This window comes from Streptomyces sp. MMG1533 (genome assembly GCF_001279775.1).
Lineage (GTDB): Bacteria > Actinomycetota > Actinomycetes > Streptomycetales > Streptomycetaceae > Streptomyces.
Genome location: NZ_LGDG01000145.1, coordinates 37,791 through 62,198, shown reverse-complemented (window position 1 = coordinate 62,198; position 24,408 = coordinate 37,791). Strand labels below are relative to the sequence as shown.

Sequence of the window (24,408 nt, the reverse complement as noted above, 5' to 3'; positions counted from 1 at the left end):
GTGACGAAAGAGACCATCGAGACGGATGCGGGTACCGCCCGCATCACCTGGTACGAGGCGAAGGATCCCCGGCTGCTGCTGGCCGTCAGCCATGGCGCCGGCGGCGGCATCGAGGCCCGCGACCTCCAGGCGCTCGCACGGGTCCTCCCGGAACACGGCGTCACCGTCGCCCTCGTCGAGCAGCCCTGGCGGGTCGCCGGCAAGAAGGTGGCGCCCGCGCCGAAGACCCTCGACGTGGGGTGGCGGGGCATCTGGCCCGCCCTTGCCGAGCCCGGCCTGCCGGTGATCTCCGGTGGCCGCAGCGCCGGTGCCCGGGTCGCCTGCCGTACGGCCGTCGAGCTCGGCGCGCACGCCGTCCTCGCGCTCAGCTTCCCGCTGCACCCGCCGGGCAGGCCGGAGAAGTCCCGCGCCGGGGAACTGCTCGGCGCCGGGGTGCCCACACTCGTCGTCCAGGGCGGCAACGACCCGTTCGGGAAGCCGGAGGAGTTCCCCGAGGGAGCGTACGAACTGATCGAGGTGCCGCACGGCGATCACGGCTTCGCCGTGCCCAAGCGGGCGCCCCTCGATCAGGACCAGGCCGTGGCGATCGTCACCGACGGTGTCGCGAGGTGGGCCGGGTCACTCGGGTAAAGCCTCGGGAATGTTGAGGAGCGGACCTCTGTTGAGCGGGACAGAAGTGCTGAGGAAACCGGCACCGACGTCGTAGGAGAGGAAGTCCGCCGCATGGGTTCGACCTACTGCCCGAGCCGCAGCAGCCGCGCCGACCTGGACTGGACGGTGCTGCACGCGGCCAAGGCCACGCCTATTCGGGCGGCGGCGGGTACGGATCGTCGTCTATCCTCCGATTCTGGTGGGACCGGTCTCGGCCCCGCCCGGAATCTTGAGGAGGTGGGTCCGGTTCCCGGTACCGACGCAGGGACCGAACAAGGCCAGGCGGAGCAGCCCGAGGGCCAGGGCGGCACGAGCGCGGAGTCGACCGCGGAGCGCAGCGCGCGCTTCGAGCGGGACGCGCTCGAGTTCCTCGACCAGATGTACTCGGCGGCGCTGCGCATGACGCGCAACCCGGCCGACGCCGAGGACCTGGTGCAGGAGACGTATGCCAAGGCGTACGCGTCCTTCCACCAGTTCCGCGAGGGCACCAACCTCAAGGCGTGGCTGTACCGCATCCTCACCAACACCTTCATCAACTCGTACCGCAAGAAGCAGCGCGAACCCCAGCGCTCCGCGGCCGAGGAGATCGAGGACTGGCAGCTCGCGCGCGCCGAGTCGCACATGTCGACCGGTCTGCGCTCCGCCGAGTCGCAGGCGCTCGACCACCTGCCCGACTCGGACGTGAAGTCGGCGCTGCAGGCGATCCCCGAGGAGTTCCGCATCGCCGTCTATCTCGCCGATGTAGAGGGCTTTGCGTACAAGGAGATCGCGGACATCATGGGGACACCCATCGGTACGGTGATGTCCCGGCTGCACCGGGGCCGCCGTCAACTGCGCGGCATGCTCGAGGACTACGCCCGCGAGCGCGGACTGGTCCCGGCCGGTGCCGGAGAGTCGAACGAAGCGAAAGGCTCGGGCTCATGAGCTGCGGAGAGCCGCACGAAACGGACTGCAGTGAAGTGCTGGACCATCTCTACGAGTTCCTCGACCGGGAGATGCCGGACGCCGACTGCACCAAGTTCGAGCACCACTTCGAGGAGTGCTCGCCGTGCCTGGAGAAGTACGGCCTGGAGCAGGCCGTGAAGAAGCTGGTCAAGCGGTGCTGCGGACAGGACGACGTGCCGACCGACCTGCGCTCCAAGGTCATGGGGCGGATCGACCTGATCCGCTCCGGGCAGGCCGTGCCCGAGCATGACGTGACAGCGACCCCGCAGGAGTCCTGAACTCCCGCCCGGGAACGGGCTGTCATCACTCGAACGTGCTAATCCGCGGGACATCGGCCCGCGGACTCCCCCCTCGCCGACTTAGGCTCCGGACGCTGGACAGTCATGGCCGGAGCCGGGGGAGGCGTGTATGGAGGCGATTCCGGCACGGGCGCGTGTGTACGTGGCCTGTGTGGTCCTCGGCGCCCTGTGCTGTCTGCTTCCGCCGCCGGCCGTGCGGACGCCCTGGTGGGCGGTCCTCCTGCTCGCCGGGCTGTACGCCGGCTGCGAGTGGGGCGCCGCCCGGTGGCGGTTCGCCGGAACGTTCCACCCCGTGCTGCTCGCCGGGGCCTTTCTGCTGTCCCCGCCCGCCGCCGCACTGGTGGCGCTGCCGGGGGCGCTGCTGTCCGGGGTCGAGCAGCGGCCGCGACGGCTGCGCCGGATCTGGCGGGCCGCCCAGCTCGTCGTCGGCGTGTGGGTGGCCGCCCGGGTGCACTGGGCACTGGACGGTCGGGACGCCGTCGTCGCCTCCGACTTCCCGGACGCGCTGGCGCCCGCCGGGGCCGCGGTGCTGGCGTTCTGCCTGGTGCTGACCGTGCTCGACGGGGGGATCCTGGCGTTCGCCGAGCGGGTGCCGGTACGCCGGGCCTGGCGGGGCCTGTTCGTACGGTCGCTCGCACCCGGTGTCGTGCACGGGCTCGCCGGGCTGATGATGGCCGTGCTGTGGCGCAGCCCGTACGGGCCCGTCGCCGCCCTGCTCGTGCTGCTGCCGATGTGTGTGTCCTGGTGGGTGTTCGCCCAGTACCACCGCGAGAGGGCCGCGCATCAGGCGACGATCCGGGCGCTCGTGCAGGCCGTCGACATCAAGGACCAATACACGCGCGGGCACAGCGAGCGGGTCGGCCAGGCGTCGATGATGATCGCGCGCGAACTGGGGATGCCCGACGAGCGTGTCGAGGTGCTGCGGTTCGCCGGGATCCTGCACGACGTGGGGAAGCTGGGCGTTCCCACGCGGTTGTTGCGCAAGGACGGGCCGCTGACTCCCGAGGAGCGGCGCGTGATCGAGCTGCATCCCGAGTACGGGCACGAGATGGTGCGGGGGATCTCGTTCCTCGGGGAGGCCCGGGCGGCGGTGCTGCATCACCATGAGCGACTGGACGGGAGCGGCTATCCGTACGGACTGGTCGGGGGCCAGATCCCGGAGTCGGCCCGGGTGGTGGCGGTGGCGGACGCCTTCGACGCGATGACGTCGACCCGCTCCTACCGAAGGGCCCGGCCCGTCCCCGTCGCCCTGGAGGAGCTGGAGCGCTGTGCGGGGACGCAGTTCGACCCCCGGATGGTGGAAGGCCTGGTCAGAGCGCTGGGTCGGTACGGCTGGCGCCCTGCCGTGACCGCCGACGAAGCCCGGCCGCCGCGTCCCCGTCCCTCGGTGCCCGGCCAAGAGAGAGCACGTCGATGAGCTGCCGACGGCCCCCCTTCCTGCTCGCGCTCGTCCACACCGCCGCCGTCCTCCTCGCCGCCCTCTCCCTCGCCGTCACCCTCTGGACCGGCCTCGACGACCGGGGCATCGCCCTCGCCTTCGGGGTGCTCGTCACCGTCGGCGAGCTGAGCCGGTGGACCGGGGCACAGGTCAGGGAGGCCGCGCCGCTCGGGGCCGCGGGGGCCTTGTCGTACGCCCTGCTGGGGGCGGACGCGGGGGAGCCGACGCAGCACGGAGTGCCCCAGGTCGTCACCGTCGTCCTCGCCGCCGCCCTCCTCGGCGCCGTGCCGCACATCGCGCGGGGGCAGCGCGGGACGCTCGACCATCTCGCCCGGCGGGTGCTCACCGTCGGGTTCACCGCCGTCTGCTTCCATCCCCTGTACAGCCAGGGGATGTTCAGCCGCTGGGGCGGGCCCGCCTACGCGCTGCTGCTGCTCGCGCTGCTCTCCCTCACCGCCCTGTGCGACACCGTGCTCGCCGCCGCGCTGGCGCACTCCCGCACCCGGTGGCCCTTCGGGCCGCTGCTGCGGGACGAGCTGCGGGCGCTGCTGGGGATCGGGTCCGCCGTCTGCGCGACGGGGGCCGTGATGGCGCTGGCGGTCGCCGTGGTGGGGCTGTGGGCGCTGCCCGTGTTCTCGCTGCCCCTGCTGCTCACCCAGATGTCCTTCCGGCGGTACGCGGCCGTCCGGGGCACCTACCGGCAGACCATCGCCTCCCTCGCCCGGGCCACCGAGGTCGCCGGGTACACCCCGGCCGGGCACGCCCGCCGGGTCGCCGCGCTCGGGCAGGCCGTGGGGCGGGACCTGGGGCTCACCGAGCCGGAGCTGACCGTGCTGGAGTACGCGGCCCTGATGCACGACATCGGGCAGCTCAGCCTCGTCGATCCGGTGCCGGCGGGCGCCACGGCCGGGCTGCCCGCCCAGGAACAGCGCCGGATCGCACTGCTCGGCGGGGCGGTCGTACGGCAGACCGGGGTGAATCCGCAGGTGGCGATGGTCGTGGAGCGGCAGGCCGACCCCTGGCGGGAGCAGCCGGTCGCCGCGCGGGTGGTCCGGGCCGTGAACGCGTACGAGGAGAAGGCCCGGGACGCCGGGCCCGGCGGGCCGCTGACGGCGCTGGAGGAGCTGCGGCTGGCGACCGCGGAGGAGTACGCGCCCGAGGTCGTCGAAGCGCTGGCCCGCGTCCTGTCGCGGGACTGTCTGACCCTGCCCATGGCTGGGTAACCCATGGGTAATGAGCGCCCTTCCAGCCGTACGTGGTTGGATGCGATTGAGAGGGTGTCCGGGGGCACAGCCAGCCCACTGAACGGAACTGGCAGGCGGGAATCGTGAGGATCTTCGGCAAGGGACGGCACCGGCCCTCCGCCTCCTGGCGGCAGGCCACCGACCGTGCGTTCACGCTGATCGGGGACGGTCGGTACGAGGACGCGGGGGCGCTGCTCACGCGCGCCGCCGACCTGGAGCCCTGGCTGTCCGAGTCCTGGTTCAACCTGGCCCTCCTCCACAAGTTCCGGCACGACTGGGAACAGGCCCGGGCGGCCGGCCTCAGGGCCGTGGCCCTGCTCGACCGGGAGACCGGCGCACCTGACTGGTGGAACGTCGGCATCGCGGCCACCGCCCTGCAGGACTGGCCGCTGGCCCGGCGGTCCTGGCAGGCGTACGGGCTGCGGGTGCCGGGCGGTGCCACCGCCTCCGGCGAGCCCGTCGGGATGGACCTCGGCAGTGCGGCCGTCCGGCTGTCCCCGGAGGGCGAGGCCGAGGTGGTGTGGGGGCGCCGGCTGGACCCCGCGCGCATCGAGGTGCTGTCCATCCCGCTGCCCTCGTCCGGGCGGCGCTGGGGCGAGGTCGTGCTGCACGACGGCGTGCCCCACGGGGAGCGGACCACCGCCGCCGGGCACTCCTACCCGGTGTTCGACGAGATCGAGCTGTGGGCGCCCTCGCCCGTGCCCACCTGGGTGGTCCTCCTGGAGGCCGCCACCGAGGCCGACCGGGACGCCCTGGAGCAGCTCGCGGCCGACGCCGGCTTCGCCGCGGAGGACTGGTCCTCGTCCGTACGGCTGCTGTGCCGGATGTGCTCCGAGTCCCGGATGCCGTCCGACGAGGGCGACGGGGAGCATCTCGACCCGCACGACCACAGCGAGCCCGGGCATCCGGGGCCGCTCGGCCATGTGACGGACGGGCAGCTGTGGGTGCCGGAGCGGGAGTGCGGGGTGGCTGCGCCGGCCTCGCTGGTCCGGGGGCTGCTGGACGGTTGGGTCGCGGACAGCCCGGATTCCCGGGACTGGCGGGACCTCGAAGAGGTCTGCTGAGGCCGTGGCGCCTCGCCGTCCCCTTTAGGCTGTACTCGCAGATTTCCCAGGCATGCAGGAAGGCATACGTCGGTCATGGCGCAGCAGGACACCGATCAGCAGCACACGGGCGTGCTCCCCGTGGACGACGAGGGCTTCGTCATCGACACCGAGGACCCGGAGGAGCGCGAGAACGCCTGGCGTGAGCGCGGCACCTCGCGGCCGATCACGGTGGTCGGGAACCCGGTCCTGCACAAGGAGTGCAAGGACGTCACCGACTTCGGCGCGGAGCTGGACCAGCTGATCGCGGACATGTTCGCCTCCCAGCGCACCGCCGAGGGCGTGGGCCTGGCCGCCAACCAGATCGGCGTCGACCTGAAGGTCTTCGTGTACGACTGCATGGACGACGAGGGCAAGCGGCACGTCGGTGTCGTCTGCAACCCGAAGCTCGTCGACCTGCCCGCCGACCGGCGCCGGCTGGACGACAGCAACGAGGGCTGTCTGTCGGTGCCCACCGCGTACGCGCCGCTCGCCCGGCCGGACTACGCCGAGGTGACCGGGCAGGACGAGAAGGGCAACCCGGTCAAGGTGCGTGGCACCGGCTACTTCGCTCGGTGTTTGCAGCACGAGACCGATCACCTGTACGGGTACCTCTACATCGACCGGCTCTCCAAGCGTGAACGCAAGGACGCGCTGCGGCAGATGGCCGAGAACGAGCCCCGCTACCCCGTGGTCGCCAACGACTGAGTGCCCCTGCCGCCCCACAACTCCCTTACGTACGGCGTCCGGTCAGGAGAACCTTCCCGACCGGGCGCCGTTCGTCTGTCCTTCGCACACTCGACCGCTTGCGCTCTTCCGGTGATCCAGAACCAGTCACGCAAGGGGGAGATCTCAGCACTGTGGGGTAGTGAATGGAGCAAATCCGTTCCCAGAATGGTCAGTTGTGGTGCTGAATGGGATGTGCGGGGATACGCAACGGCGCACGCCCGGCACAACGGGAGAGGTGCGTGCGCCAACTGGCGGCTGGAAGGGGTTTGTTCGTGCCTGCTTTCCCACACAGCACCACATCGACACCGACGGCGATCGGGGTTCCACCATCGCTCTCTCTCCCGGTGATCGAGACAGCGTTTCCCAGGCAACTGCATCCGTATTGGCCCAGGCTCCAAGAGAAGACACGCATCTGGCTGTTGGAAAAACGGCTCATGCCTGCGGACAAGGTGGAGGAATATGCCGATGGTCTGTGCTACACGGACCTCATGGCGGGGTACTACATCGGCGCCCCCGACGAGGTCCTCCAGGCGATAGCGGACTACAGCGCGTGGTTCTTCGTCTGGGACGACCGTCACGACCGTGACATCGTGCACGGCCGTCCGGCCGCCTGGCGGCGGCTCAGGTTCCGCCTGCACCTGGCCCTCGACTCCCCACGGACCCATCTGCACCACGAGGACTCGCTGGTCGCCGGGTTCGCGGACAGTGTGCTGCGGCTGTACTCGTTCCTGCCGCAGACCTGGAACACCCGGTTCGCCCGGCACTTCCACCAGGTGATCGAGGCCTACGACCGGGAATTCCGCAACCGCACCGAAGGTGTCGTCCCCACGGTCGAGGACTATCTCGCGCTGCGGCGGCTCACCTTCGCGCACTGGATCTGGACCGATCTGCTGGAGCCGACCGCGGGCTGCGAACTCCCGGACGGCATACGAAAACACCCGGCATATCGGCGGGCGGCGTTGCTCAGCCAGGAATTCGCCGCCTGGTACAACGACCTCTGCTCACTCCCCAAGGAAATAGCGGGCGACGAGGTGCACAATCTCGGAATCAGCCTCATCAAACACCAGGGGCTGACTCTGGAAGAAGCGGTTGCCGAAGTCAGGCGACGCGTCGAGGAATGCGTGGACGAATTTCTGGTCGCCGAACAGGACGCCTTGCGTTTCGCCGACGACCTCGCCGACGGAACGGTGCGCGGAAAGGAACTGAGCGCCGCGGTGCGGGCCTGTGTCTGCAATATGCGGAACTGGTTCAGCACCGTCTACTGGTTCCACCACGAGTCCGGCCGGTACATGGTCGACAGCTGGGACGACCGGTCCACGCCCCCGTACGTCAACAACGAAGCGGCAGGTGAGAAATGACCGTCGAATCTGTGAAGCCCGCGACCCCGGAGGTTCGGGAGCTGCGCGAGCCGCCCCTGGCGGGCGGCGGTGTCCCGGTCCTCGGCCACGGCTGGAAGCTGGCGCGCGACCCGCTCGGCTTCATGGCCCGGCTGCGCGACCACGGCGACGTCGTACGCCTGAAGCTCGGCCCCAAGACGGTGTACGCCGTCACCGCGCCTGCCCTCACCGGAGCCCTGGCGCTGAGCAGCGACTACATCATCTCCGGCCCGTTGTGGGAGTCGCTGGAGGGCCTGCTCGGCAAGGAGGGCGTGGCCACCGCCAACGGGCCCACGCACCGGCGCCAGCGGCGCACCATCCAGCCCGCCTTCCGGCTCGACGCCATCCCCGCGTACGGGCCGATCATGGAGGAGGAGGCGCACGCGCTGACCGAGCGCTGGAAGACCGGTGAGACCGTCGACTGCACCTCCGAGTCGTTCCGGATCGCGGTGCGCATCGCGGCCCGCTGTCTGTTGCGCGGCGACTTCATGGACGAGCGGGCCGAGCGGCTGTGTGTCGCCCTCGCCACCGTCTTCCGGGGCATGTACCGGCGGATGGTGATACCCGCCGGGCCGCTCTACCGGCTGCCGCTTCCGGCCAATCGCCAATTCAACCGCGCCCTGGCCGATTTGCATCTCCTCGTCGACGAGATCGTCGCCGAGCGGAGGGCGTCTGGTCAAAAGCCGGACGATTTGCTGACGGCATTGCTGGAGGCGAAGGACGAGAATGGCGACCCCATCGGGGAACAGGAGATCCACGATCAGGTGGTGGCCATCCTCACGCCCGGCAGCGAAACCGTCGCGTCCACGATCATGTGGCTGCTCCAGGTCCTGGCCGAACATCCGGAACACGCGGACCGGGTGTGCGCGGAAGTCGAATCCGTCACCGGTGGGCGCCCGGTGGCATTCGAGGACGTCCGGACGCTCAGGCACACGAACAATGTCGTCGTCGAAGCCTTGCGTTTGCGGCCCGCCGTATGGATTTTGACGCGTAGGGCGGTGCGGGACACCGAACTCGGCGGGTATCGCATTCCGGCCGGTGCGGACATCGTCTACAGCCCGTATGCGATCCAGCGCGACGGACGGTCCTATGCGGACAACCTGACGTTCGACCCCGACCGCTGGCTTCCGGACCGGGCCAAGGACGTGCCGAAATACGCGATGAGCCCGTTCAGCGTGGGCAACCGCAAGTGCCCCAGCGACCACTTCTCGATGGCCCAGCTGACGCTCGTCACGGCGGCGCTGTCGACGAGGTACCGCTTCGAGCAGGTGCCCGGGTCCGACGACGCGACCCGGGTGGGGATCACGCTGCGTCCGCAGCGGCTGCTGCTGAAGCCGGTCCCGCGGTGAGGGATCAGGCCGCTTCGGGGCCCCGGAAGGTGCGCCTGTAGGCGTTCGGGGTGGTGCCCACCGACCGGACGAACTGGTGACGCAGCGCGGCCGCGTTCCCGAACCCCGTTCGACCGGCGATCGCGTCCACCGTCTCGTCCGTCGCCTCCAGCAACCGCTGGGCCAGCAGCACGCGTTGGCGCAGGATCCAGCGGTAGGGAGTCGTCCCCGTCTCCTGCTGGAAGCGACGGGCGAAGGTGCGCGGTGACATGTGGGCGCGGTCGGCGAGCTGCTCGACGGTGACCTCCTCGTCGAGGTGCTGCTCCATCCACACCAGCACCTCGCCGACGGTGTCGCACTGCGACCGGGGCAGCGGCCGCTCGATGTACTGGGCCTGTCCGCCGTCCCGGTGGGGCGGTACGACCATCCGCCGGGCGATCTTGTTGGCGGCCTCGGGTCCCTGCTCCTTGCGCACGATGTGCAGACAGGCGTCGATGCCGGCCGCGGTGCCGGCCGAGGTGATCACCGGGTCCTCGTCGACGTACAGCACGTCCGGCTCGATGATCGCCTTCGGATAGCGCCGGGCCAACTCCTCCGCCTGCCGCCAGTGCACGCTGCACCGCCGTCCGTCCAGCAGCCCGGCGGCGCCGAGCACGAAGACGCCGGAGCAGACGCTGAGCACCCGGGCACCGCGGTCGACGGCTCGGACCAGGGAGCCCAGGAGCTCGGGCGGATAGTCGCGCGTGACGTAGTCGCTCCCGGCCGGTACGGCGATCAGGTCGGCCTCCTCCAGCCGGTCGAGGCCGTACGGCGTGGAGACGGTGAGGCCGCCGACGTGGGTGCCCAGCGAGGGGCCCTCCGCCGAGACGACGGCGAAGTCGTAGGCCGGCAGGCCCTCGTCGCTGCGGTCGATGCCGAAGACCTCGCAGACGACGCCGAGTTCGAAGGGGTGCACGCCGTTGAGCAGGACGGTGGCCACGTTGTTCAGCATGCTGCCAGTGTGCCTCGAAGGTGGCAGTAAATCGATGGTCCACGGCAGTCCTGCCACTGTTGGTAAGGAGTGTCCGGCGCCACAGTGGTGTCCATGGATACGACACAGCTGCAAGGACTCATCGGAATGCTGGCCGTCCTCGGGATCCTGGTCCTGATGATCACCCCGGCGGTGATCGGCGTCCTCCACGAGCGACGTATCGACCGCCAGATCAAGGAGGCGCAGGAGCGCCGCCGGGCCGGCCGCCCCATGGCCCGCGCGGCCTGACAGGCCCGATCGTCCTGATCGCAAACCTGTACGACACTGTCCGACCTCGTGTGTAGCCTCTCCTCACCATCAGGGGAGGATCATGAGACACACAACGCGCCCCGGGCGCGGCAGAACCTGGGCCGTGGCGGGCGGGGCCGCGGCCCTCGTACTCGTGACGGCCACCGGCGCCCACGCGGAGGGGCGGGGCGACGTCAGGGTCACGAAGACTGTGGTCAACGGCGGGAACAACGTTCTCATCGGCACGTCGAAGACCGTCAAGTACCCGATCTCCGTGACGATCAAGGACGACTCGGGCGTCAAGGGGATCACGGACGTCAGTACGTTCAACACGTCCAACGGCTACGGCTTCGTCACCTGGGACGGCGACTCGACCTGCGTGAAGAAGTCGTCGACGACCTCGGTGTGCACGGCCACCATGACCGTCGATCCCCGCTGGATCGCCGACAGCGACGACATCGACTCCAACAGGGTCGCCGGCGTCTGGCAGGTCAACGCCACCGTCAAGGCGAAGGACGGCGACTACTGGATCTCCGACCACATCGCCGAGTACAAGGTCAAGCGCGCCTCGAAGCTGACCACGGACGCGACCCCCGAGCCGGTCGCCAAGGGGGCCCAGCTCACCGTCAACGGCAAGCTGATCCGGGCCGACTGGGAGAGCCTGGAGTACCACGGGTTCACCGGCCAGTCGGTCAAACTCCAGTACCGTCCGGCCGGTGCCGCCCACTACAGCACGGTCAAGACCGTGAAGACGGGCGCCCACGGCAAGCTCAGCACCAAGGTGACCGTCACGAAGGCGGGCAGCTGGCGCTGGTACTTCCCCGGCACGACGACGACCGCGAGGGTCGTGTCGGCCGGGGACGCGGTCACCCTCAAGTGACCTCGGCTCGAGTGGCCTCGGCGAACCGGGGCCAGGACAGGCCCTAGAAGTCCTCGTCCAGGTCGACGGTGCCCTCCACCGCGACCTGGTACGCCGACGGACGCCGCTCGAAGAAGTTGGTCAGCTCCTGAACACCCTGGAGCTCCATGAAGGAGAAGGGATTCTCCGAGCCGAACACCGGGGCGAAGCCGAGGCGCGACAGGCGCTGGTCGGCGACGCACTCCAGGTACTGGCGCATGGAGTCGGTGTTCATGCCCGGGAGGCCGTCACCGCACAGGTCGCGCGCGAACTGCAGCTCGGCCTCGACGGCCTCCTTCAGCATGTCGACGACCTGCTGCCGAAGCCGGTCGTCGAACAGCTCCGGCTCCTCCTTGCGGACGGTGTCGACCACCTCGAAGGCGAAGCTCATGTGCATCGTCTCGTCCCGGAACACCCAGTTGGTGCCGGTGGCCAGACCGTGCAGCAGACCCCGGCTGCGGAACCAGTAGACGTAAGCGAAGGCGCCGTAGAAGAACAGGCCCTCGATGCACGCGGCGAAGCAGATGAGGTTGAGCAGGAAGCGGCGGCGGTCGGCCTGCGTCTCCAGGCGGTCCAGCTTCTCGACCTCGTTGATCCACTTGAAGCAGAACTCGGCCTTCTCGCGGATGGAGGGGATGTTCTCCACGGCGTCGAAGGCGGCCGCCCGGTCCTCCGGGTCGGGGAGGTAGGTGTCCAGGAGGGTCAGGTAGAACTGGACATGGACGGCCTCCTCGAACAGCTGCCTGCTCAGGTACAGGCGCGCCTCGGGGGAGTTGATGTGCTTGTACAGGGTCAGCACGAGGTTGTTCGCGACGATCGAGTCGCCCGTCGCGAAGAACGCGACCAGCCGGCCGATCATGTGCTGCTCGCCCTGGGACAGCTTCGCCAGGTCGGCGACGTCCGAGTGGAGGTCGACCTCCTCGACGGTCCAGGTGTTCTTGATGGCGTCCCGGTAGCGCTCGTAGAAGTCCGGGTAGCGCATGGGGCGGAGAGTCAGCTCGAAGCCGGGGTCGAGCAGGTTCTTGGAAGGCACGGTCTTGGCTTCGCTGGACATTACTGGCAGGCCTCGCAGGACTCGGGGTTTTCCAGGGAGCAGGCGACGGCGTCTTCGGGTGCCGGCTGCTGGACGGGGACAGCGGCCCGGGCCGCGCGGGCGATGCGGGTCGCCGGGCGCGAGCGCAGGTAGTACGTCGTCTTCAGGCCCGACTTCCAGGCGTACGCGTACATCGAGGAGAGCTTGCCGATGGTCGGCGTCTCCAGGAACAGGTTCAGGGACTGGGACTGGTCCAGGAACGGGGTGCGGGCCGCCGCCATGTCGATCAGGCCGCGCTGGGGGATCTCCCACGCCGTGCGGTACAGCGCCCGTACGTCCTGAGGGATCCAGGCGAAGCCCTGCACCGAGCCGTTCGCCTCGCGCAGCGCCTCACGGGTGCGGGCGTCCCAGACGCCCAGCTCCTTCAGTTCCCTGACCAGATACGAGTTGACCTGGAGGAACTCGCCGGACAGCGTCTCCCGCTTGAACAGGTTGGACACCTGCGGCTCGATGCACTCGTACACGCCCGCGATCGACGCGATGGTGGCGGTCGGCGCGATCGCGAGGAGGAGGGAGTTGCGCATGCCGGTAGTGGCGATGCGCGCCCGCAGGGCCGCCCAGCGCTCCGGCCAGGTCAGCTCGGCGTCGTAGTGGTCGGGGTGCAGAACGCCCTTGGCCGTGCGGGTCTTCTCCCAGGCCGGCAGCGGGCCGTTGCGCTCGGCGAGGTCGGCGGAGGCCTCGTACGCGGCGAGCATGATGCGCTCGGCGATGCGCGTGGAGAGGGACTTGGCCTCGGGTGAGTCGAAGGGCAGACGCAGCTGGAAGAAGACGTCCTGGAGACCCATCGCGCCGAGGCCGACCGGGCGCCACTTGGCGTTGGAGCGGCCCGCCTGCTCGGTCGGGTAGAAGTTGATGTCGACGACTCGGTCGAGGAAGGTGACGGCGGTGCGGACGGTCTCGTCCAGCCGCTCCCAGTCGATGTCCTGACCGACCACGAACGCGCCCAGGTTCACCGATCCCAGGTTGCAGACCGCCGTCTCCCCGTCGTCCGTGACCTCCAGGATCTCCGTGCAGAGGTTGGAGGAGTGGACGACATGGCCCGGCTCGGCCGTCTGGTTGGCGGTGCGGTTGGCGGCGTCCTTGAAGGTCATCCAGCCGTTGCCGGTCTGCGCGAGGGCGCGCATCATGCGGCCGTACAGGTCCCGGGCGGGGATGGTCCTGCGGGCGAGCCCCTGCGCCTCCGCCTTGCGGTACGCCGCGTCGAACTCCTCGCCCCACAGGTCGACCAGCTCGGGCACGTCGGCCGGGGAGAACAGCGACCACTGCGCGTCGGCGTTCACGCGCCGCATGAACTCGTCCGGGATCCAGTGCGCGAGGTTCAGGTTGTGCGTACGGCGGGCGTCCTCACCGGTGTTGTCCCGCAGCTCAAGGAACTCCTCGATGTCGGAGTGCCAGGTCTCCAGGTAGACCGCGGCCGCGCCCTTGCGCCGGCCGCCCTGGTTCACGGCGGCGACCGAGGCGTCGAGGGTCTTCAGGAACGGGACGATGCCGTTGGAGTGCCCGTTCGTGCCCCGGATCAGTGAACCGCGGGAGCGGATGCGGGAGTACGCGATGCCGATGCCGCCCGCGTGCTTGGAGAGCCGGGCGACCTGGTGGTAGCGGTCGTAGATGGAGTCCAGCTCGTCCTTCGGGGAGTCGAGGAGGTAGCAGGACGACATCTGGGGGTGCCGGGTGCCGGAGTTGAAGAGGGTGGGGGAGGAAGGAAGGTAGTCGAGGCGGCTCATGAGCCGGTAGAGCGCGGCGACTTCGTCGACGGCCCTTGCCGTGTCGTCCTCGGCGAGGCCGGAGGCCACCCTGAGCATGAAGTGCTGGGGCGTCTCGATCACGCGCCGGGTGATCGGGTGCCGGAGCAGATAGCGGCTGTGGAGCGTGCGCAGGCCGAAGTACCCGAAGCGGTCGTCGGCGTGGGTGTCGACCAGTGCGTCGAGGCGGTCGGCGTGGACCCGCACGAACTCGGCCGTACGGTCGGCGATGAGACCCTCGCGGTGGCCCACCGCGACCGAGTCCGTGAAGGACGTGACGCCCTGGGAGGCGGCCTCGGCGCGGATACTGATCGTCAGCAGCCGGGCGGCGAGCCGCGAGTAGGCGGGGTCCTCGGAGATGAGGCCGGCGGCCGCCTCGGTGGCCAGCTCGCGCAGTTCCGTCCCGTCCGCCCGCGCGGACCGGCCGCGCAGCGCGGCGGCGGCGACCCGGCCGGGGTCGGCGTCGGGGAGGTCGGCGGTCAGCTCGGTCAGGGTCCGCAGCAACGCGGTCCCGGGACCGTCGTCGGCCACCGGAGTCACTGAAGCCGGGTCTGCTGGCGCGATGGTCACGTGGGGCTCTCCCTCGCTCGGCACGGGGGCCTTGCGGAGGGCAGACGGCAGCACACGAGCGCACACGGCGTCGCGTCCACCGGCCCACTCCACGAGGCCCGGACGTCATGGCACCCGGGCCTGATGGCCGGGCGCACTGTCGACAGGTCCTCGGACTGACTCTCATGCGCGCATATGCACGCATGAGTACACCGTTGCGGGACAGTTCCGGATTCGCACCGGATTCCCCTGCGGCGACAGCGAGCATGAGCATACATCTTGTGCCAGGCGAGGACAGCACCCCCATATGTTGTGTCGCGCTGGTTTCAGAGCGTCAACTGATAGGTGAGAAGCGTGATGTCGTCGAGGTGCGGCAGGGGATTCCAGTCGCGCTCGGGTGTGCGGACGAAGCCCAGGCGTTCGTAGATCCGGTGGGCGGCGTGCATGGTCCGCTGGGTCGACAGGACGATGCGTACGCACCCGTCGACGGCGCGTGCCCGTTCCGTGCACGCTCTGACGAGGGCCTCGCCCGCGCCCCGCCCGCGAGCGCCGCGGGCGACCGCGAGCATGCGGATCTCTGCCTCGCCGGGGGCGGCGATGTCGGCCATGGGGCCGCCGGACGGCACGAAGGTCACGCCGCCGAGGAGACGGCCGTTCTCCAGGGCCACGAGGACCTCGGCGGCCGCCGCCCGCTTGGCCACGTCCTTCAGCTCACCGAGGTACTCGTCGCTCTCGCCGAAGTCGAGGAGGCCGTCCCGGAGGTAGGCCTGGGCGGTGATGTCGCCGAGGGCTGCGTACTCGTGGGGTTCTGCCTGCCGGATCACGATGTCCATGCCGCGCAGTGTGCATCAGGGGCACGGCAACGGGCCGCCGGATTTCTCCGACGGCCCGTGACGACGTACGACTCAGTGCCCGGCGCCCGCGGTTGCCGGCGGCAGCTCCACCTGCACTCCCGGGTCGCCCGCGTCCGCCGTGTAGTCCTCCGGGGACGTCTCGTCGACGCCCTCGGGGGCCTTCAGCGCCTTCAGGACGAAGGTGAGGACTACCGTGACGACCACGTTCAGCACGAACGCCGTCAGGCCGATGTAGCCGATCTCGCCGATGCCGGGGATCTCCTTGGCCGAGCCGCCGAAGTGCTTCTGCGTCGGCGAGGCGACGCCGTACGCGGCGAGCGTGCCGTAGGCCATGCCGACCGCCCAGCCGGCGAGCAGGGCCCAGCGGTGGAACCAGCGGGTGAACAGGCCGCCGACCAGGGCCGGGAAGGTCTGCAGGATCCAGATGCCGCCGAGGAGCTGGAAGTTGATGGCGACGGTCTTGTCCATGGTGAGGACGAAGACCAGCGCGCCCACCTTCACCAGCAGGGACACCAGCTTGGAGACCTTGGTCTCCTGCTGCGGCGTGGCGTCGGGCTTGATGAAGTCCTTGTAGATGTTGCGGGTGAAGAGGTTCGCGGCCGCGATCGACATGATCGCCGCCGGCACCAGCGCACCGATGCCGATCGCCGCGAAGGCCACGCCCGCGAACCAGTCCGGGAACATGTTCTCGAACAGCTGCGGGATCGCCAACTGCCCGTTGGTGACCTTGACTCCGGCCGCGATCGCCATGAAGCCCAGCAGCGCCAGCAGGCCCAGCATCAGCGAGTACAGCGGCAGGATGGTGGTGTTGCGGCGGATCACCTCACGGCTCTTCGAGGACAGCGTCGCCGTGATCGAGTGCGGGTACATGAAGAGCGCGAGGGCGGAGCCCAACGCCAGTGTGGCGTACGTCCATTGGCCCGCCTGAGCCGGGACCAGCGCCCCGCGCGGGGCGCCCGTCGCCGGGTTGGGCTGGCTGTACGCCTCGCTCGCCCTGGCGAAGATCTCGTCGAAGCCGCCCAGCTTGATCGGGATGTAGATGATCGCCACCGCGATGACGATGTAGATCAGCGTGTCCTTCACGAACGCGATCAGCGCGGGGGCGCGGAGGCCCGAGGAGTAGGTGTACGCGGCCAGCACGCCGAAGGCGATCAGCAGCGGCAGGTCCTTGACGAACCAGTTGGTGTCCTCGCCGCCGCCGACGCCCATCACGTCGAGGACGGCCTGGATGCCGACCAGTTGGAGCGCGATGTACGGCATGGTCGCGAGGATGCCGGTGACGGCCACGGCGAGGGACAGGCCCTTCGAGCCGAAGCGGCCGCGCACGAAGTCCGAGGTCGTCACGTAGCCGTGCTTGTGCGAGACCGACCACAGGCGGGGCAGGAACGTGAAGATCAGCGGGTAGATCAGAATCGTGTAGGGCACCGCGAAGAAGCCGGCCGCGCCCGCCGCGTAGATCGCCGCCGGTACGGCGACGAAGGTGTACGCCGTGTACAGGTCGCCGCCGAGCAGGAACCAGGTGATCCAGGTGCCGAACGACCGGCCGCCCAGGCCCCATTCGTCGAGGCTGTGCTCGTTCTCGGCCTTGCGCCAGCGCGCGGCCAGGAAGCCCAGGATCGTGACGGCCAGGAAGAAGAAGATGAAGACGGCGAGTGCGACGCCGTTCACGCCGTCGTTCACTTGTCGGCACCTTCCTGACGGCCGCTCTGGTCACGGCGCCACAGCTTGTACGCGATCATCGTCAGCGCCGTGGAGATCAGCACCCACGCCATCTGGTACCAGTAGAAGAACGGGATACCGATGAAGGCGGGGTCGACCTTCGCGTACGAACCCACCCACAGCATCGCCACGAACGGTGCGAAGAGGCAGAGCGCGATGACCACGCGGACCGGTGTCACCACCGGTGGTCTCACTTCAGGCGCATTGGACATACCGCGGCTCCGTTTCCTCACTGATCATCTGCGATGCGCAGGCAATCTAGGCGACGGTGTCAGGAGAGCGGAAGTCTCGTTCGCATATCGGTATGTGGCGGTTCTGTGTCCGCCCTCAGCAGCAGCGGAACCCCTGCCGGGGGTCGGCTTCCTGCCGGTCCGTGCGCATCCGCTCGAAGTCGCGCCGGGACGGCACCGGCGCCTGAGGATGCTCCTTGCGTACGTGCGCGACATAGCGGTCGTACGCCGACTCGTCGGTCAACTCCCGTACGTACCAGCGCACGCCCCTAAGGGCCCGTACGAGTGCCGACCGCACTGCGCTCCTCCTCCTTCTCCTCGCTCGTCGGGAACAGCCCGGCCGGGGCGACGATCTTCGACTCGACGTACGTCGCCTCGCTGAGCGTGGACAGCGCGGGGCGGCGTACGTGCCGGATGCACACCCGGACCGCGTCCACGATCACGACGACGATCAGCACGGCGAGGACGGCTGCCAGGACGCCGTCCACCGTGGAGTTGGTGACCACGGTGTGCATGTCGCCCATGTTCTTGGCGGGCGGCAGCACCTCGCCCCGGTCGATCGCGTCCCGGAAGACCGAGCGTTGCTTGAAGAAGCCGACCTTCGGGTCGCTGGAGAACACCTTCTGCCAGCTCGCGGTCAGCGTGACCGTCGCGTCCCAGGCGAGCGGAATCCCGGTGATCCAGGCCCACTTGAGGCGTCCCGACTTGACGAGCAGGGTCGTGCAGACGGCCAGGGCGACGGCCGCGAGGAGCTGGTTGGAGATGCCGAAGATCGGGAAGAGCTGGTTGATGCCGCCGAGGGGTTCGTGGACGCCGACCCACAGGAAGTAGCCCCACAGTCCGCACACCACCGCGCTGGTGCCGACCAGGCCGGGCTTCCAGCTGACGTTCTTGAAGGGCCGGTAGACGTTGCCCAGCATGTCCTGGAGCATGAACCGGCCCACGCGGGTGCCGGCGTCCAGTGCGGTCAGGATGAACAGCGCCTCGAACATGATCGCGAAGTGATACCAGAAGGCCTTGAGGCCTCCACCCGTCACCTCGGAGAAGATCTGCGAGACGCCGACGGCGAGCGTGGGCGCGCCTCCGGTGCGGGAGAGCAGGGTCGACTCCTCGACGTCCTTCGCCGCCCGGGCGAGGTCGGCGGGGGAGATGGAGTAGCCCCAACCGGTCACCACCTGCGAGGCGCTTTCGACCGTCGTCCCGATCGCCCCCGCGGGCGCGTTCATCGCGAAGTAGAGACCGGGGTCGATGATGCTCGCCGCGACCAGCGCCATCACGGCGACCGACGACTCCATCAGCATGGAGCCGTAGCCGATCATCCGGACCTGTGTCTCCTTCTGGATCATCTTCGGTGTCGTACCGGAGGAGATCAGGGAGTGGAAGCCGGACAGGGCGCCGCAGGCGATGGTGATGAAGACGAAGGGGAACAGGGATCCCGCGAAGACCGGGCCGTCGCCGCGCGAGGCGAAGTCGGTGACCGGGTCCATCTTCAGCGTCGGCAGCGCGATGACGACACCGAGGGCGAGCAGGGCGATCGTGCCGATCTTCATGAAGGTGGAGAGGTAGTCGCGGGGCGCGAGCAGCATCCACACCGGCAGGATCGAGGCGATGAAGCCGTACGCCACCAGCCAGACGACCAGTGTGGACGGCGCGAGCGTGAAGGCGTCCGCCCACGACGACTCGGCGACCCAGCGGCCCGAGACCAGCGCGAGCAGCAGCAGTCCCACGCCGATCAGCGAGACCTCGGTGACCCGGCCGGGGCGCAGGACCCGCAGGTAGAAGCCCATCAGTAGGGCGATCGGGATGGTCATCGCGATGGAGAAGGTGCCCCACGGCGAGGCGGCCAGGGCGTTCACGATGACCAGGGCCAGCACGCCGAGCAGGATGATCATGATGGCGAAGGCGGCGAGCAGCGCCGCCGCCCCGCCGAACGGGCCGATCTCCTCGCGTGCCATCTGGCCGAGCGACCTGCCGTCCCGGCGTGTGGAGAAGAACAGCACCACCATGTCCTGGACCGCGCCCGCGAAGATGACGCCGACGATGATCCAGATCGTGCCCGGCAGGTAGCCCATCTGTGCGGCCAGCACGGGCCCGACCAGCGGTCCGGCGCCGGCGATCGCCGCGAAGTGGTGGCCGAGCAGGACCCGGCGGTCGGTGGGGTGGAAGTCGATGCCGTTGTTCAGGCGTTCGGCGGGGGTCGCCCGGGTGTGGTCGACCTTGAGCACCTTGTACGCGATGAACTTCGAGTAGAAGCGATAGGCGACGGCGTACGAGCCGAGGGCGGCCGCCACCATCCAGGCGGCCGAGACCTCCTCGCCCCGGGAGAGCGCGAGTACGGACCAGCCCGCCGCACCGACGAGCGCGACGAGGGTCCAGACGACGATGGTTCGGACGTTCGCGGTACGCACCGGGGAGTCCTCCCGTCCATGCGGCGACGGGAGGACCGTAGAGCAGGAAGGGCAGTTGCGCTACACCGCGTGCAGTACCGAGAGGGTGCTCAGTCCTGCGGGCGCTTGAGCCTCGCCACGAACTTGTACCGGTCTCCCCGGTAGACGGACCGCACCCACTCCACCGGCTCCCCCTGCCGGTCCACCGAGTGCCGGGACAGCATCAGCATCGGCAGGCCGACATCGGTGCCGAGCAGGCCGGCCTCGCGCGGGGTGGCAAGAGAGGTCTCGATGGTCTCCTCGGCCTCGGCGAGATGGACGTCGTACACCTCGGCGAGCGCGGTGTAGAGGGACGTGTACTTGACCAGTGACCTGCGCAGCGCCGGGAAGCGCTTGGCGCTCAGGTGCGTCGTCTCGATGGCCATCGGCTCGCCGTTGGCCATGCGCAGGCGCTCGATGCGCAGCACCCGTCCGCCGGCCGTGATGTCGAGCAGGCCGGCGAGGCGGTCGTCGGCGGTGATGTAGCCGATGTCGAGCAGCTGGGAGGTGGGTTCGAGGCCCTGGGCGCGCATGTCCTCGGTGTACGAGGTGAGTTGGAGTGCCTGCGAGACCTTCGGCTTGGCGACGAAGGTGCCCTTGCCCTGGATGCGTTCCAGGCGCCCCTCGACGACCAGTTCCTGAAGGGCCTGGCGGACGGTGGTGCGCGAGGTGTCGAACTCGGCGGCCAGCGTGCGCTCGGGCGGCACGGGCGTGCCGGGCGACTGCGTCTCCGTCATGTCGAGGAGGTGCTTCTTCAGGCGGTAGTACTTGGGCACGCGCGCGGTACGGACGGTCGTCCCACCCTCGTTCTCCGCACTGCTGACGTCGGTGCTCATGCTCTGCCTTCCCGGCTCCGGGTGCCGAAGCGACCGACGTCCCGTCGGCCACGGCTCACATCGTGGCACGGCAGCGTACCGGGATGTCCCCGCACGCTGCGTGATCCCCTCTGTATACCCCCGAGATCGCTGCTGGTCTAGTCCACGCAGTGCGGTCGGTGGGTGTTACACGCGCGAAATGGTCCGTCCGATCTGTCGCTTGTCTGTCACTTGCGGAATGAAAGGTCCCTGCATATCTCGGTACCGCAACGGACGCCCGGAGCCTGCTTGAACACCCTTGACAGCCCAATTGGTCTGGGCCAAGCTCCCCCTACTGGTCTACACCATTGGTCCAGGTCCCGGCCCCATGGGCGGTAGGTGCTTTCGACGCCGTTCACCGCAGGGAGCAGGGGGGTTCGTGGGCATCCCTGAGGAGGGTGGCGTGAAGCGCAAGCTGATAGCCGCGATCGGTATCGCGGGCATGATGGTCTCCATCGCGGCGTGCGGGGGCGACAGTGGCAGCGGGGGTTCGGACAAGAGCGGGGCGGACGCCAAGGAGCTGACCGTCTGGCTCACCGTCGACGCTCAGAACAACTGGCCGCAGCTGGTGAAGGCGGCCGACGCCGCGGTCACGAAGGCGCACCCCGGCATCAAGATCAACCACGAGTACTACGGCTGGCCGGACAAGAACGCCAAGCTCGACGCGGTCCTCGCCACCGACAAGGCCCCCGACGTGGTCGAGATGGGCAACACCGAGATGCTGAGCTACATGGTCAAGGGCGCCTTCGCTCCCCTCGACCCGGCGAAGTTCGACAACTCCTCCGCCTGGCTGGACGGCCTCAAGGCCTCGGTGACGTACGAGGACAAGACCTACGGCGTTCCCTACTACGCGGGCGGTCGCGTCGCCAACTGGCGCAAGGACCTGTTCGCCTCGGTGGGCGTGAAGTCCACCCCGAAGACGTACGACGAGCTCACCGCCGCCCTGGACGAGGTCCAGAAGAAGGAGGGCGACAAGTTCAGCGCCTGGTACCAGCCCACCCGTGACTGGTACGCGGCCATGTCCTTCGTCTACGACGCCGGCGGCTCCATCGCCGTCGAGTCCGGCGGCCAGTGGAAGGGCAACCTCTCCTCGCCCGAGTCGGTCAAGGGCCTGAAGGAGTTCAAGAACGTCGTCGACACGTACATGCACGGCGACAAGACCAAGGACGAGTCCGACCGCTACATCGTCTACGGCCAGGGCAAGTCCGGCATGATCTTCGCCCCCGCCTGGGAGGGCGCGACCGCCGCGGCGAAGGAGAACGACAAGACCGGCAAGCTCGCCGGCAACGTCGAGAACTTCGTGATGCCCGGCCCGTCCGGCAAGAGCCTGCCCGTCTTCCTGGGCGGCAGCGACCTCGCCGTCCCGGTGAAGTCCGACGCGCAGGCCGTGGCCGCCGAGTGGATCAACGCCTTCACCGGTCCCTCCGGCCAGAAGGGCCTGATCGCCAAGGGCAACCTGCCCAACAACAAGACCGACCTCGCCACGCTGAAGGACGACCCGGCGACGGCGGTCCCGGCCACCGCGGCCGAGTCCAACTGGTTCGTCCCGATGGCACCGGGCTGGGGCCAGGTCGAGAAGGCCCAGGTCCTGCAGACCATGCTGCAGAGCATCGGCACCGGCAAGAAGTCGGTCGAGGCCGCCGCGAAGGAAGCGGACGTCGCGATCGACAAGGTCATCAACACCAAGTGACCACCGGCGGGGCCCCGCTGAAAGCGGCGGGGCCCCGCTTCTCGTACTACCCCTGCCTGTGCGGGGCGTTGCCAGCGAACGACCTGCCCCGGTGGGGCGTACGAGGGCTTCGGACGACCTGAGGGACCGCTGAGGAGCACACGGATGAGTGCCGACACGACCACCCCTGCCAAGGTGCCGCCGCCGCGGCAGGCACCGCCACCGCCGGCCGTGGCGAAGAAGCCACCCAGAGGGCGGACTTCCGGCGGAGCGGGTACCCCCTGGCTCCTGCTCGCGCCCTGCCTCCTGATCCTGGCGCTCGTCCTCGGCTATCCGCTGGTCCGCCTGGTCGTCCTGTCCTTCCAGAAGTTCGGGCAGTCCCAGCTGTGGGGCTTCCAGCCGGCCGAGTCGGTCGGGTTCGACAACTTCACGGGCGTGCTGGGCGACGGCGAGTTCTGGGCGGTCGTGGTCCGCACGATCGTCTTCGCGGCCGGCTGCGTGATCTTCACGATGGTCGCCGGCATGCTGATCGCGCTCCTGCTCCAGCGGGTCTCCGGCTGGGTGAAGACACTGGTCAACATCGCGCTGGTGGCCAGCTGGGGCATGCCGATCATCGTCGCCACCACCGTCTTCAAGTGGCTGTTCGACGCGGACTACGGCATCCTCAACGCGCTCCTCAGCAAGCTGCCGGGTGTGGAGATGATCGGCCACAACTGGTTCGCGAGCGGGCCCCAGGGTCTGGCCGTGATCATGCTGCTGGTGGTTTGGGGGGCCGTGCCCTTCGTGGTGATCACGCTGAGTGCCGGTCTCACCCAGGTCCCGAAGGAGATGGAGGAGGCGGCCCGGCTCGACGGCGCGGGCGCCTGGGGCGTCTTCCGATACGTCACGCTCCCCATCCTCAAGCCGATCATCGTGATGCTGACGACCCTGTCGGTCATCTGGGACATGGGCGTCTTCCCGCAGGTCTTCGTGATGCGCAACGGCCATCCCGAGGCCGAGTTCCAGCTCCTCACCACGTACTCGTACGACCGCGCCTTCGTGGTCAACGACTACGCCCAGGGCTCGGCGATCGCCCTGCTCACCGTGCTGTTGCTGCTCGGCGTGGTCGCCGTGTACATGCGTCAGATGCTGAAGATCGGAGAGGTCGAATGAGTACGCTGACGACTCCCGTGAGGACGCCCGGGGCGGCTCGCGGGCGCCGGAAGCCGAAGCTCGGCTGGAACCTCCTCGGCCTTCTCGTCTTCGTCACCGCCGGCTTCCCCGTCTACTGGATGCTCAACACGGCCTTCAAACCGGCCAAGGACGCCATCGACCCGGACCCGAGTGTGCTGCCCACGGGCCTCACCCTGTCCAACTTCAACCGGGCGCTGGACATCGCCGACTTCTGGGGCCCGGTGGGCCGCAGCCTGATGGTGTCCCTCGCGGTGGTCCTGATCGGCATGGCCGTCGGCATGCTGGCCGCGCTCGCCATCTCCCGCTTCGCCTTCCGCGGCCGGAAGATCGTGATCGTGGGGATCCTCGCGGTCCAGATGGTTCCGCTGGTGGCAATGATCATCCCGGTCTTCCTGCTCCTGAACGACCTGGGCCAGTACGACCGGCTGACGGGCCTGATCATCACCTACCTGACCTTCATCCTCCCCTTCACGGTGTGGACGCTGCGCGGCTTCATCGTCAACATCCCGAAGGAGCTGGAGGAGGCGGCAATGGTCGACGGCTGCAGCCGCACCGGCGCCTTCATCCGCGTGGTCTTCCCCCTCCTCGCCCCCGGCATGGTCGCCACCTCGGTCTACGGCTTCATCCAGGCCTGGAACGAGTACCTGTACGCCCTCATGCTGCTCAGCCAGAAGAACCAGACCGCGACCGTCTGGCTCGGCAACTTCACCACCAAGCACGGCACCGAATACGCCCCGATGATGGCCGGATCCACCATGATGGCCGTGCCGATCGTCGTCCTGTTCCTCCTCGTCCAGCGCAAGATGGCCGCGGGCCTGACCGCGGGCGCCGTGAAGGGATAACGCCACCCG

At 69.1% G+C, this 24,408-nt stretch carries 23 protein-coding genes and 1 riboswitch; of the genes, 14 read left to right on the top strand and 9 right to left on the bottom strand.

Translation table 11 applies throughout. From position 1 onward, the window contains the following. From ADK57_RS16350 to ADK57_RS16310, 9 genes are all read left to right on the top strand, one after another. Nucleotides 1–630: an alpha/beta family hydrolase gene (locus ADK57_RS16350; RefSeq protein WP_053750197.1), complete on the top strand. Its 630-nt coding sequence runs from the start codon at nucleotides 1–3 to the stop codon at nucleotides 628–630. 258 nt (nucleotides 631–888) lie between these two features. After that, the gene (gene sigR, locus ADK57_RS16345) at nucleotides 889–1,575 is read left to right on the top strand and encodes an RNA polymerase sigma factor SigR (protein WP_053750196.1); all 687 of its coding nucleotides are present in this window, start codon (nucleotides 889–891) and stop codon (nucleotides 1,573–1,575) included. Then, the gene (gene rsrA, locus ADK57_RS16340) at nucleotides 1,572–1,874 is read left to right on the top strand and encodes a mycothiol system anti-sigma-R factor (RefSeq protein WP_053750195.1); all 303 of its coding nucleotides are present in this window, start codon (nucleotides 1,572–1,574) and stop codon (nucleotides 1,872–1,874) included. The genes sigR and rsrA overlap by 4 nt, the downstream gene beginning before the upstream one ends. Before the next feature lie 130 nt (nucleotides 1,875–2,004). Beyond that, nucleotides 2,005–3,312 carry an HD-GYP domain-containing protein gene (locus ADK57_RS16335; RefSeq protein WP_053750194.1) on the top strand — a complete coding sequence of 436 codons (1,308 nt, stop codon included), beginning with the start codon at nucleotides 2,005–2,007 and terminating at the stop codon, nucleotides 3,310–3,312. Next, entirely contained in the window at nucleotides 3,309–4,556 is a 1,248-nt protein-coding gene (locus ADK57_RS16330) for an HD-GYP domain-containing protein (protein ID WP_053750193.1), read from the top strand. Before ADK57_RS16335 ends, ADK57_RS16330 begins: the two co-directional genes overlap by 4 nt. A 104-nt stretch (nucleotides 4,557–4,660) precedes the next feature. Beyond that, complete coding sequence (locus ADK57_RS16325) at nucleotides 4,661–5,641, top strand: tetratricopeptide repeat protein (protein ID WP_053750192.1); 981 nt, start codon at nucleotides 4,661–4,663, stop codon at nucleotides 5,639–5,641. Between the two features lie 75 nt (nucleotides 5,642–5,716). Continuing rightward, nucleotides 5,717–6,367 carry a peptide deformylase gene (def, locus tag ADK57_RS16320; RefSeq protein WP_053750191.1) on the top strand — a complete coding sequence of 217 codons (651 nt, stop codon included), beginning with the start codon at nucleotides 5,717–5,719 and terminating at the stop codon, nucleotides 6,365–6,367. Nucleotides 6,368–6,660: 293 nt separating this feature from the next. Further along, complete coding sequence (gene cyc1, locus ADK57_RS16315) at nucleotides 6,661–7,746, top strand: epi-isozizaene synthase (RefSeq protein WP_107091565.1); 1,086 nt, start codon at nucleotides 6,661–6,663, stop codon at nucleotides 7,744–7,746. After that, nucleotides 7,743–9,113, top strand: coding sequence for a cytochrome P450 (locus tag ADK57_RS16310; RefSeq protein WP_053750189.1), 1,371 nt, complete (start codon nucleotides 7,743–7,745; stop codon nucleotides 9,111–9,113). Before cyc1 ends, ADK57_RS16310 begins: the two co-directional genes overlap by 4 nt. A 4-nt stretch (nucleotides 9,114–9,117) precedes the next feature. Here ADK57_RS16310 and ADK57_RS16305 read toward each other — a convergent pair whose 3' ends face one another. Next, nucleotides 9,118–10,083: a GlxA family transcriptional regulator gene (locus ADK57_RS16305; protein WP_053750188.1), complete on the bottom strand. Its 966-nt coding sequence runs from the start codon at nucleotides 10,081–10,083 to the stop codon at nucleotides 9,118–9,120. A gap of 93 nt (nucleotides 10,084–10,176) precedes the next feature. Between ADK57_RS16305 and ADK57_RS49935 the strand changes: the two genes are divergently transcribed. Together ADK57_RS49935 and ADK57_RS16300 are read left to right on the top strand one after the other, a co-directional pair. Further along, nucleotides 10,177–10,350, top strand: coding sequence for a hypothetical protein (locus ADK57_RS49935; protein WP_159050075.1), 174 nt, complete (start codon nucleotides 10,177–10,179; stop codon nucleotides 10,348–10,350). Nucleotides 10,351–10,432: 82 nt separating this feature from the next. Next, nucleotides 10,433–11,230 (top strand): hypothetical protein, encoded by a 798-nt coding sequence (locus ADK57_RS16300; RefSeq protein WP_234390221.1) that lies wholly within the window; start codon nucleotides 10,433–10,435, stop codon nucleotides 11,228–11,230. Between the two features lie 43 nt (nucleotides 11,231–11,273). Here ADK57_RS16300 and ADK57_RS16295 read toward each other — a convergent pair whose 3' ends face one another. The 8 genes from ADK57_RS16295 to ADK57_RS16260 all read right to left on the bottom strand — a co-directional run bounded on the left by ADK57_RS16295 (nucleotide 11,274) and on the right by ADK57_RS16260 (nucleotide 20,697). After that, nucleotides 11,274–12,302: a ribonucleotide-diphosphate reductase subunit beta gene (locus tag ADK57_RS16295; protein WP_053750186.1), complete on the bottom strand. Its 1,029-nt coding sequence runs from the start codon at nucleotides 12,300–12,302 to the stop codon at nucleotides 11,274–11,276. After that, complete coding sequence (locus ADK57_RS16290; protein WP_053750185.1) at nucleotides 12,302–14,653, bottom strand: ribonucleoside-diphosphate reductase subunit alpha; 2,352 nt, start codon at nucleotides 14,651–14,653, stop codon at nucleotides 12,302–12,304. Before ADK57_RS16290 ends, ADK57_RS16295 begins: the two co-directional genes overlap by 1 nt. 145 nt (nucleotides 14,654–14,798) lie before the next feature. Beyond that, a riboswitch (cobalamin riboswitch) is annotated at nucleotides 14,799–14,881 on the bottom strand. Nucleotides 14,882–14,958: 77 nt separating this feature from the next. Further along, nucleotides 14,959–15,465: a GNAT family N-acetyltransferase gene (locus tag ADK57_RS16285; RefSeq protein WP_053750184.1), complete on the bottom strand. Its 507-nt coding sequence runs from the start codon at nucleotides 15,463–15,465 to the stop codon at nucleotides 14,959–14,961. A gap of 72 nt (nucleotides 15,466–15,537) precedes the next feature. Beyond that, on the bottom strand, nucleotides 15,538–17,166 hold the full coding sequence (gene mctP / locus ADK57_RS16280; protein ID WP_053750183.1) for a monocarboxylate uptake permease MctP: 1,629 nt from the start codon (nucleotides 17,164–17,166) through the stop codon (nucleotides 15,538–15,540). Next, a complete protein-coding gene (locus tag ADK57_RS16275; RefSeq protein ID WP_078973157.1) occupies nucleotides 17,163–17,417 on the bottom strand; it encodes a DUF3311 domain-containing protein in 255 nt (84 codons plus the stop codon). The genes mctP and ADK57_RS16275 overlap by 4 nt, the downstream gene beginning before the upstream one ends. A gap of 115 nt (nucleotides 17,418–17,532) precedes the next feature. Beyond that, nucleotides 17,533–17,733 carry a YbdD/YjiX family protein gene (locus ADK57_RS16270; RefSeq protein ID WP_053750181.1) on the bottom strand — a complete coding sequence of 67 codons (201 nt, stop codon included), beginning with the start codon at nucleotides 17,731–17,733 and terminating at the stop codon, nucleotides 17,533–17,535. Then, complete coding sequence (locus ADK57_RS16265) at nucleotides 17,705–19,843, bottom strand: carbon starvation CstA family protein (RefSeq protein WP_053750180.1); 2,139 nt, start codon at nucleotides 19,841–19,843, stop codon at nucleotides 17,705–17,707. The genes ADK57_RS16270 and ADK57_RS16265 overlap by 29 nt, the downstream gene beginning before the upstream one ends. Nucleotides 19,844–19,932: 89 nt before the next feature. After that, nucleotides 19,933–20,697 (bottom strand): GntR family transcriptional regulator, encoded by a 765-nt coding sequence (locus tag ADK57_RS16260; RefSeq protein WP_053750179.1) that lies wholly within the window; start codon nucleotides 20,695–20,697, stop codon nucleotides 19,933–19,935. Between the two features lie 421 nt (nucleotides 20,698–21,118). Between ADK57_RS16260 and ADK57_RS16255 the strand changes: the two genes are divergently transcribed. The 3 genes from ADK57_RS16255 to ADK57_RS16245 all read left to right on the top strand — a co-directional run bounded on the left by ADK57_RS16255 (nucleotide 21,119) and on the right by ADK57_RS16245 (nucleotide 24,399). Then, nucleotides 21,119–22,405, top strand: a complete 1,287-nt coding sequence (locus ADK57_RS16255; protein WP_053750178.1) for an extracellular solute-binding protein — start codon at nucleotides 21,119–21,121, stop codon at nucleotides 22,403–22,405. A gap of 144 nt (nucleotides 22,406–22,549) precedes the next feature. Then, nucleotides 22,550–23,536 carry a carbohydrate ABC transporter permease gene (locus tag ADK57_RS16250; protein WP_053750177.1) on the top strand — a complete coding sequence of 329 codons (987 nt, stop codon included), beginning with the start codon at nucleotides 22,550–22,552 and terminating at the stop codon, nucleotides 23,534–23,536. Next, nucleotides 23,533–24,399, top strand: coding sequence for a carbohydrate ABC transporter permease (locus ADK57_RS16245; RefSeq protein ID WP_053750176.1), 867 nt, complete (start codon nucleotides 23,533–23,535; stop codon nucleotides 24,397–24,399). Before ADK57_RS16250 ends, ADK57_RS16245 begins: the two co-directional genes overlap by 4 nt. Nucleotides 24,400–24,408: the final 9 nt, after the last annotated feature.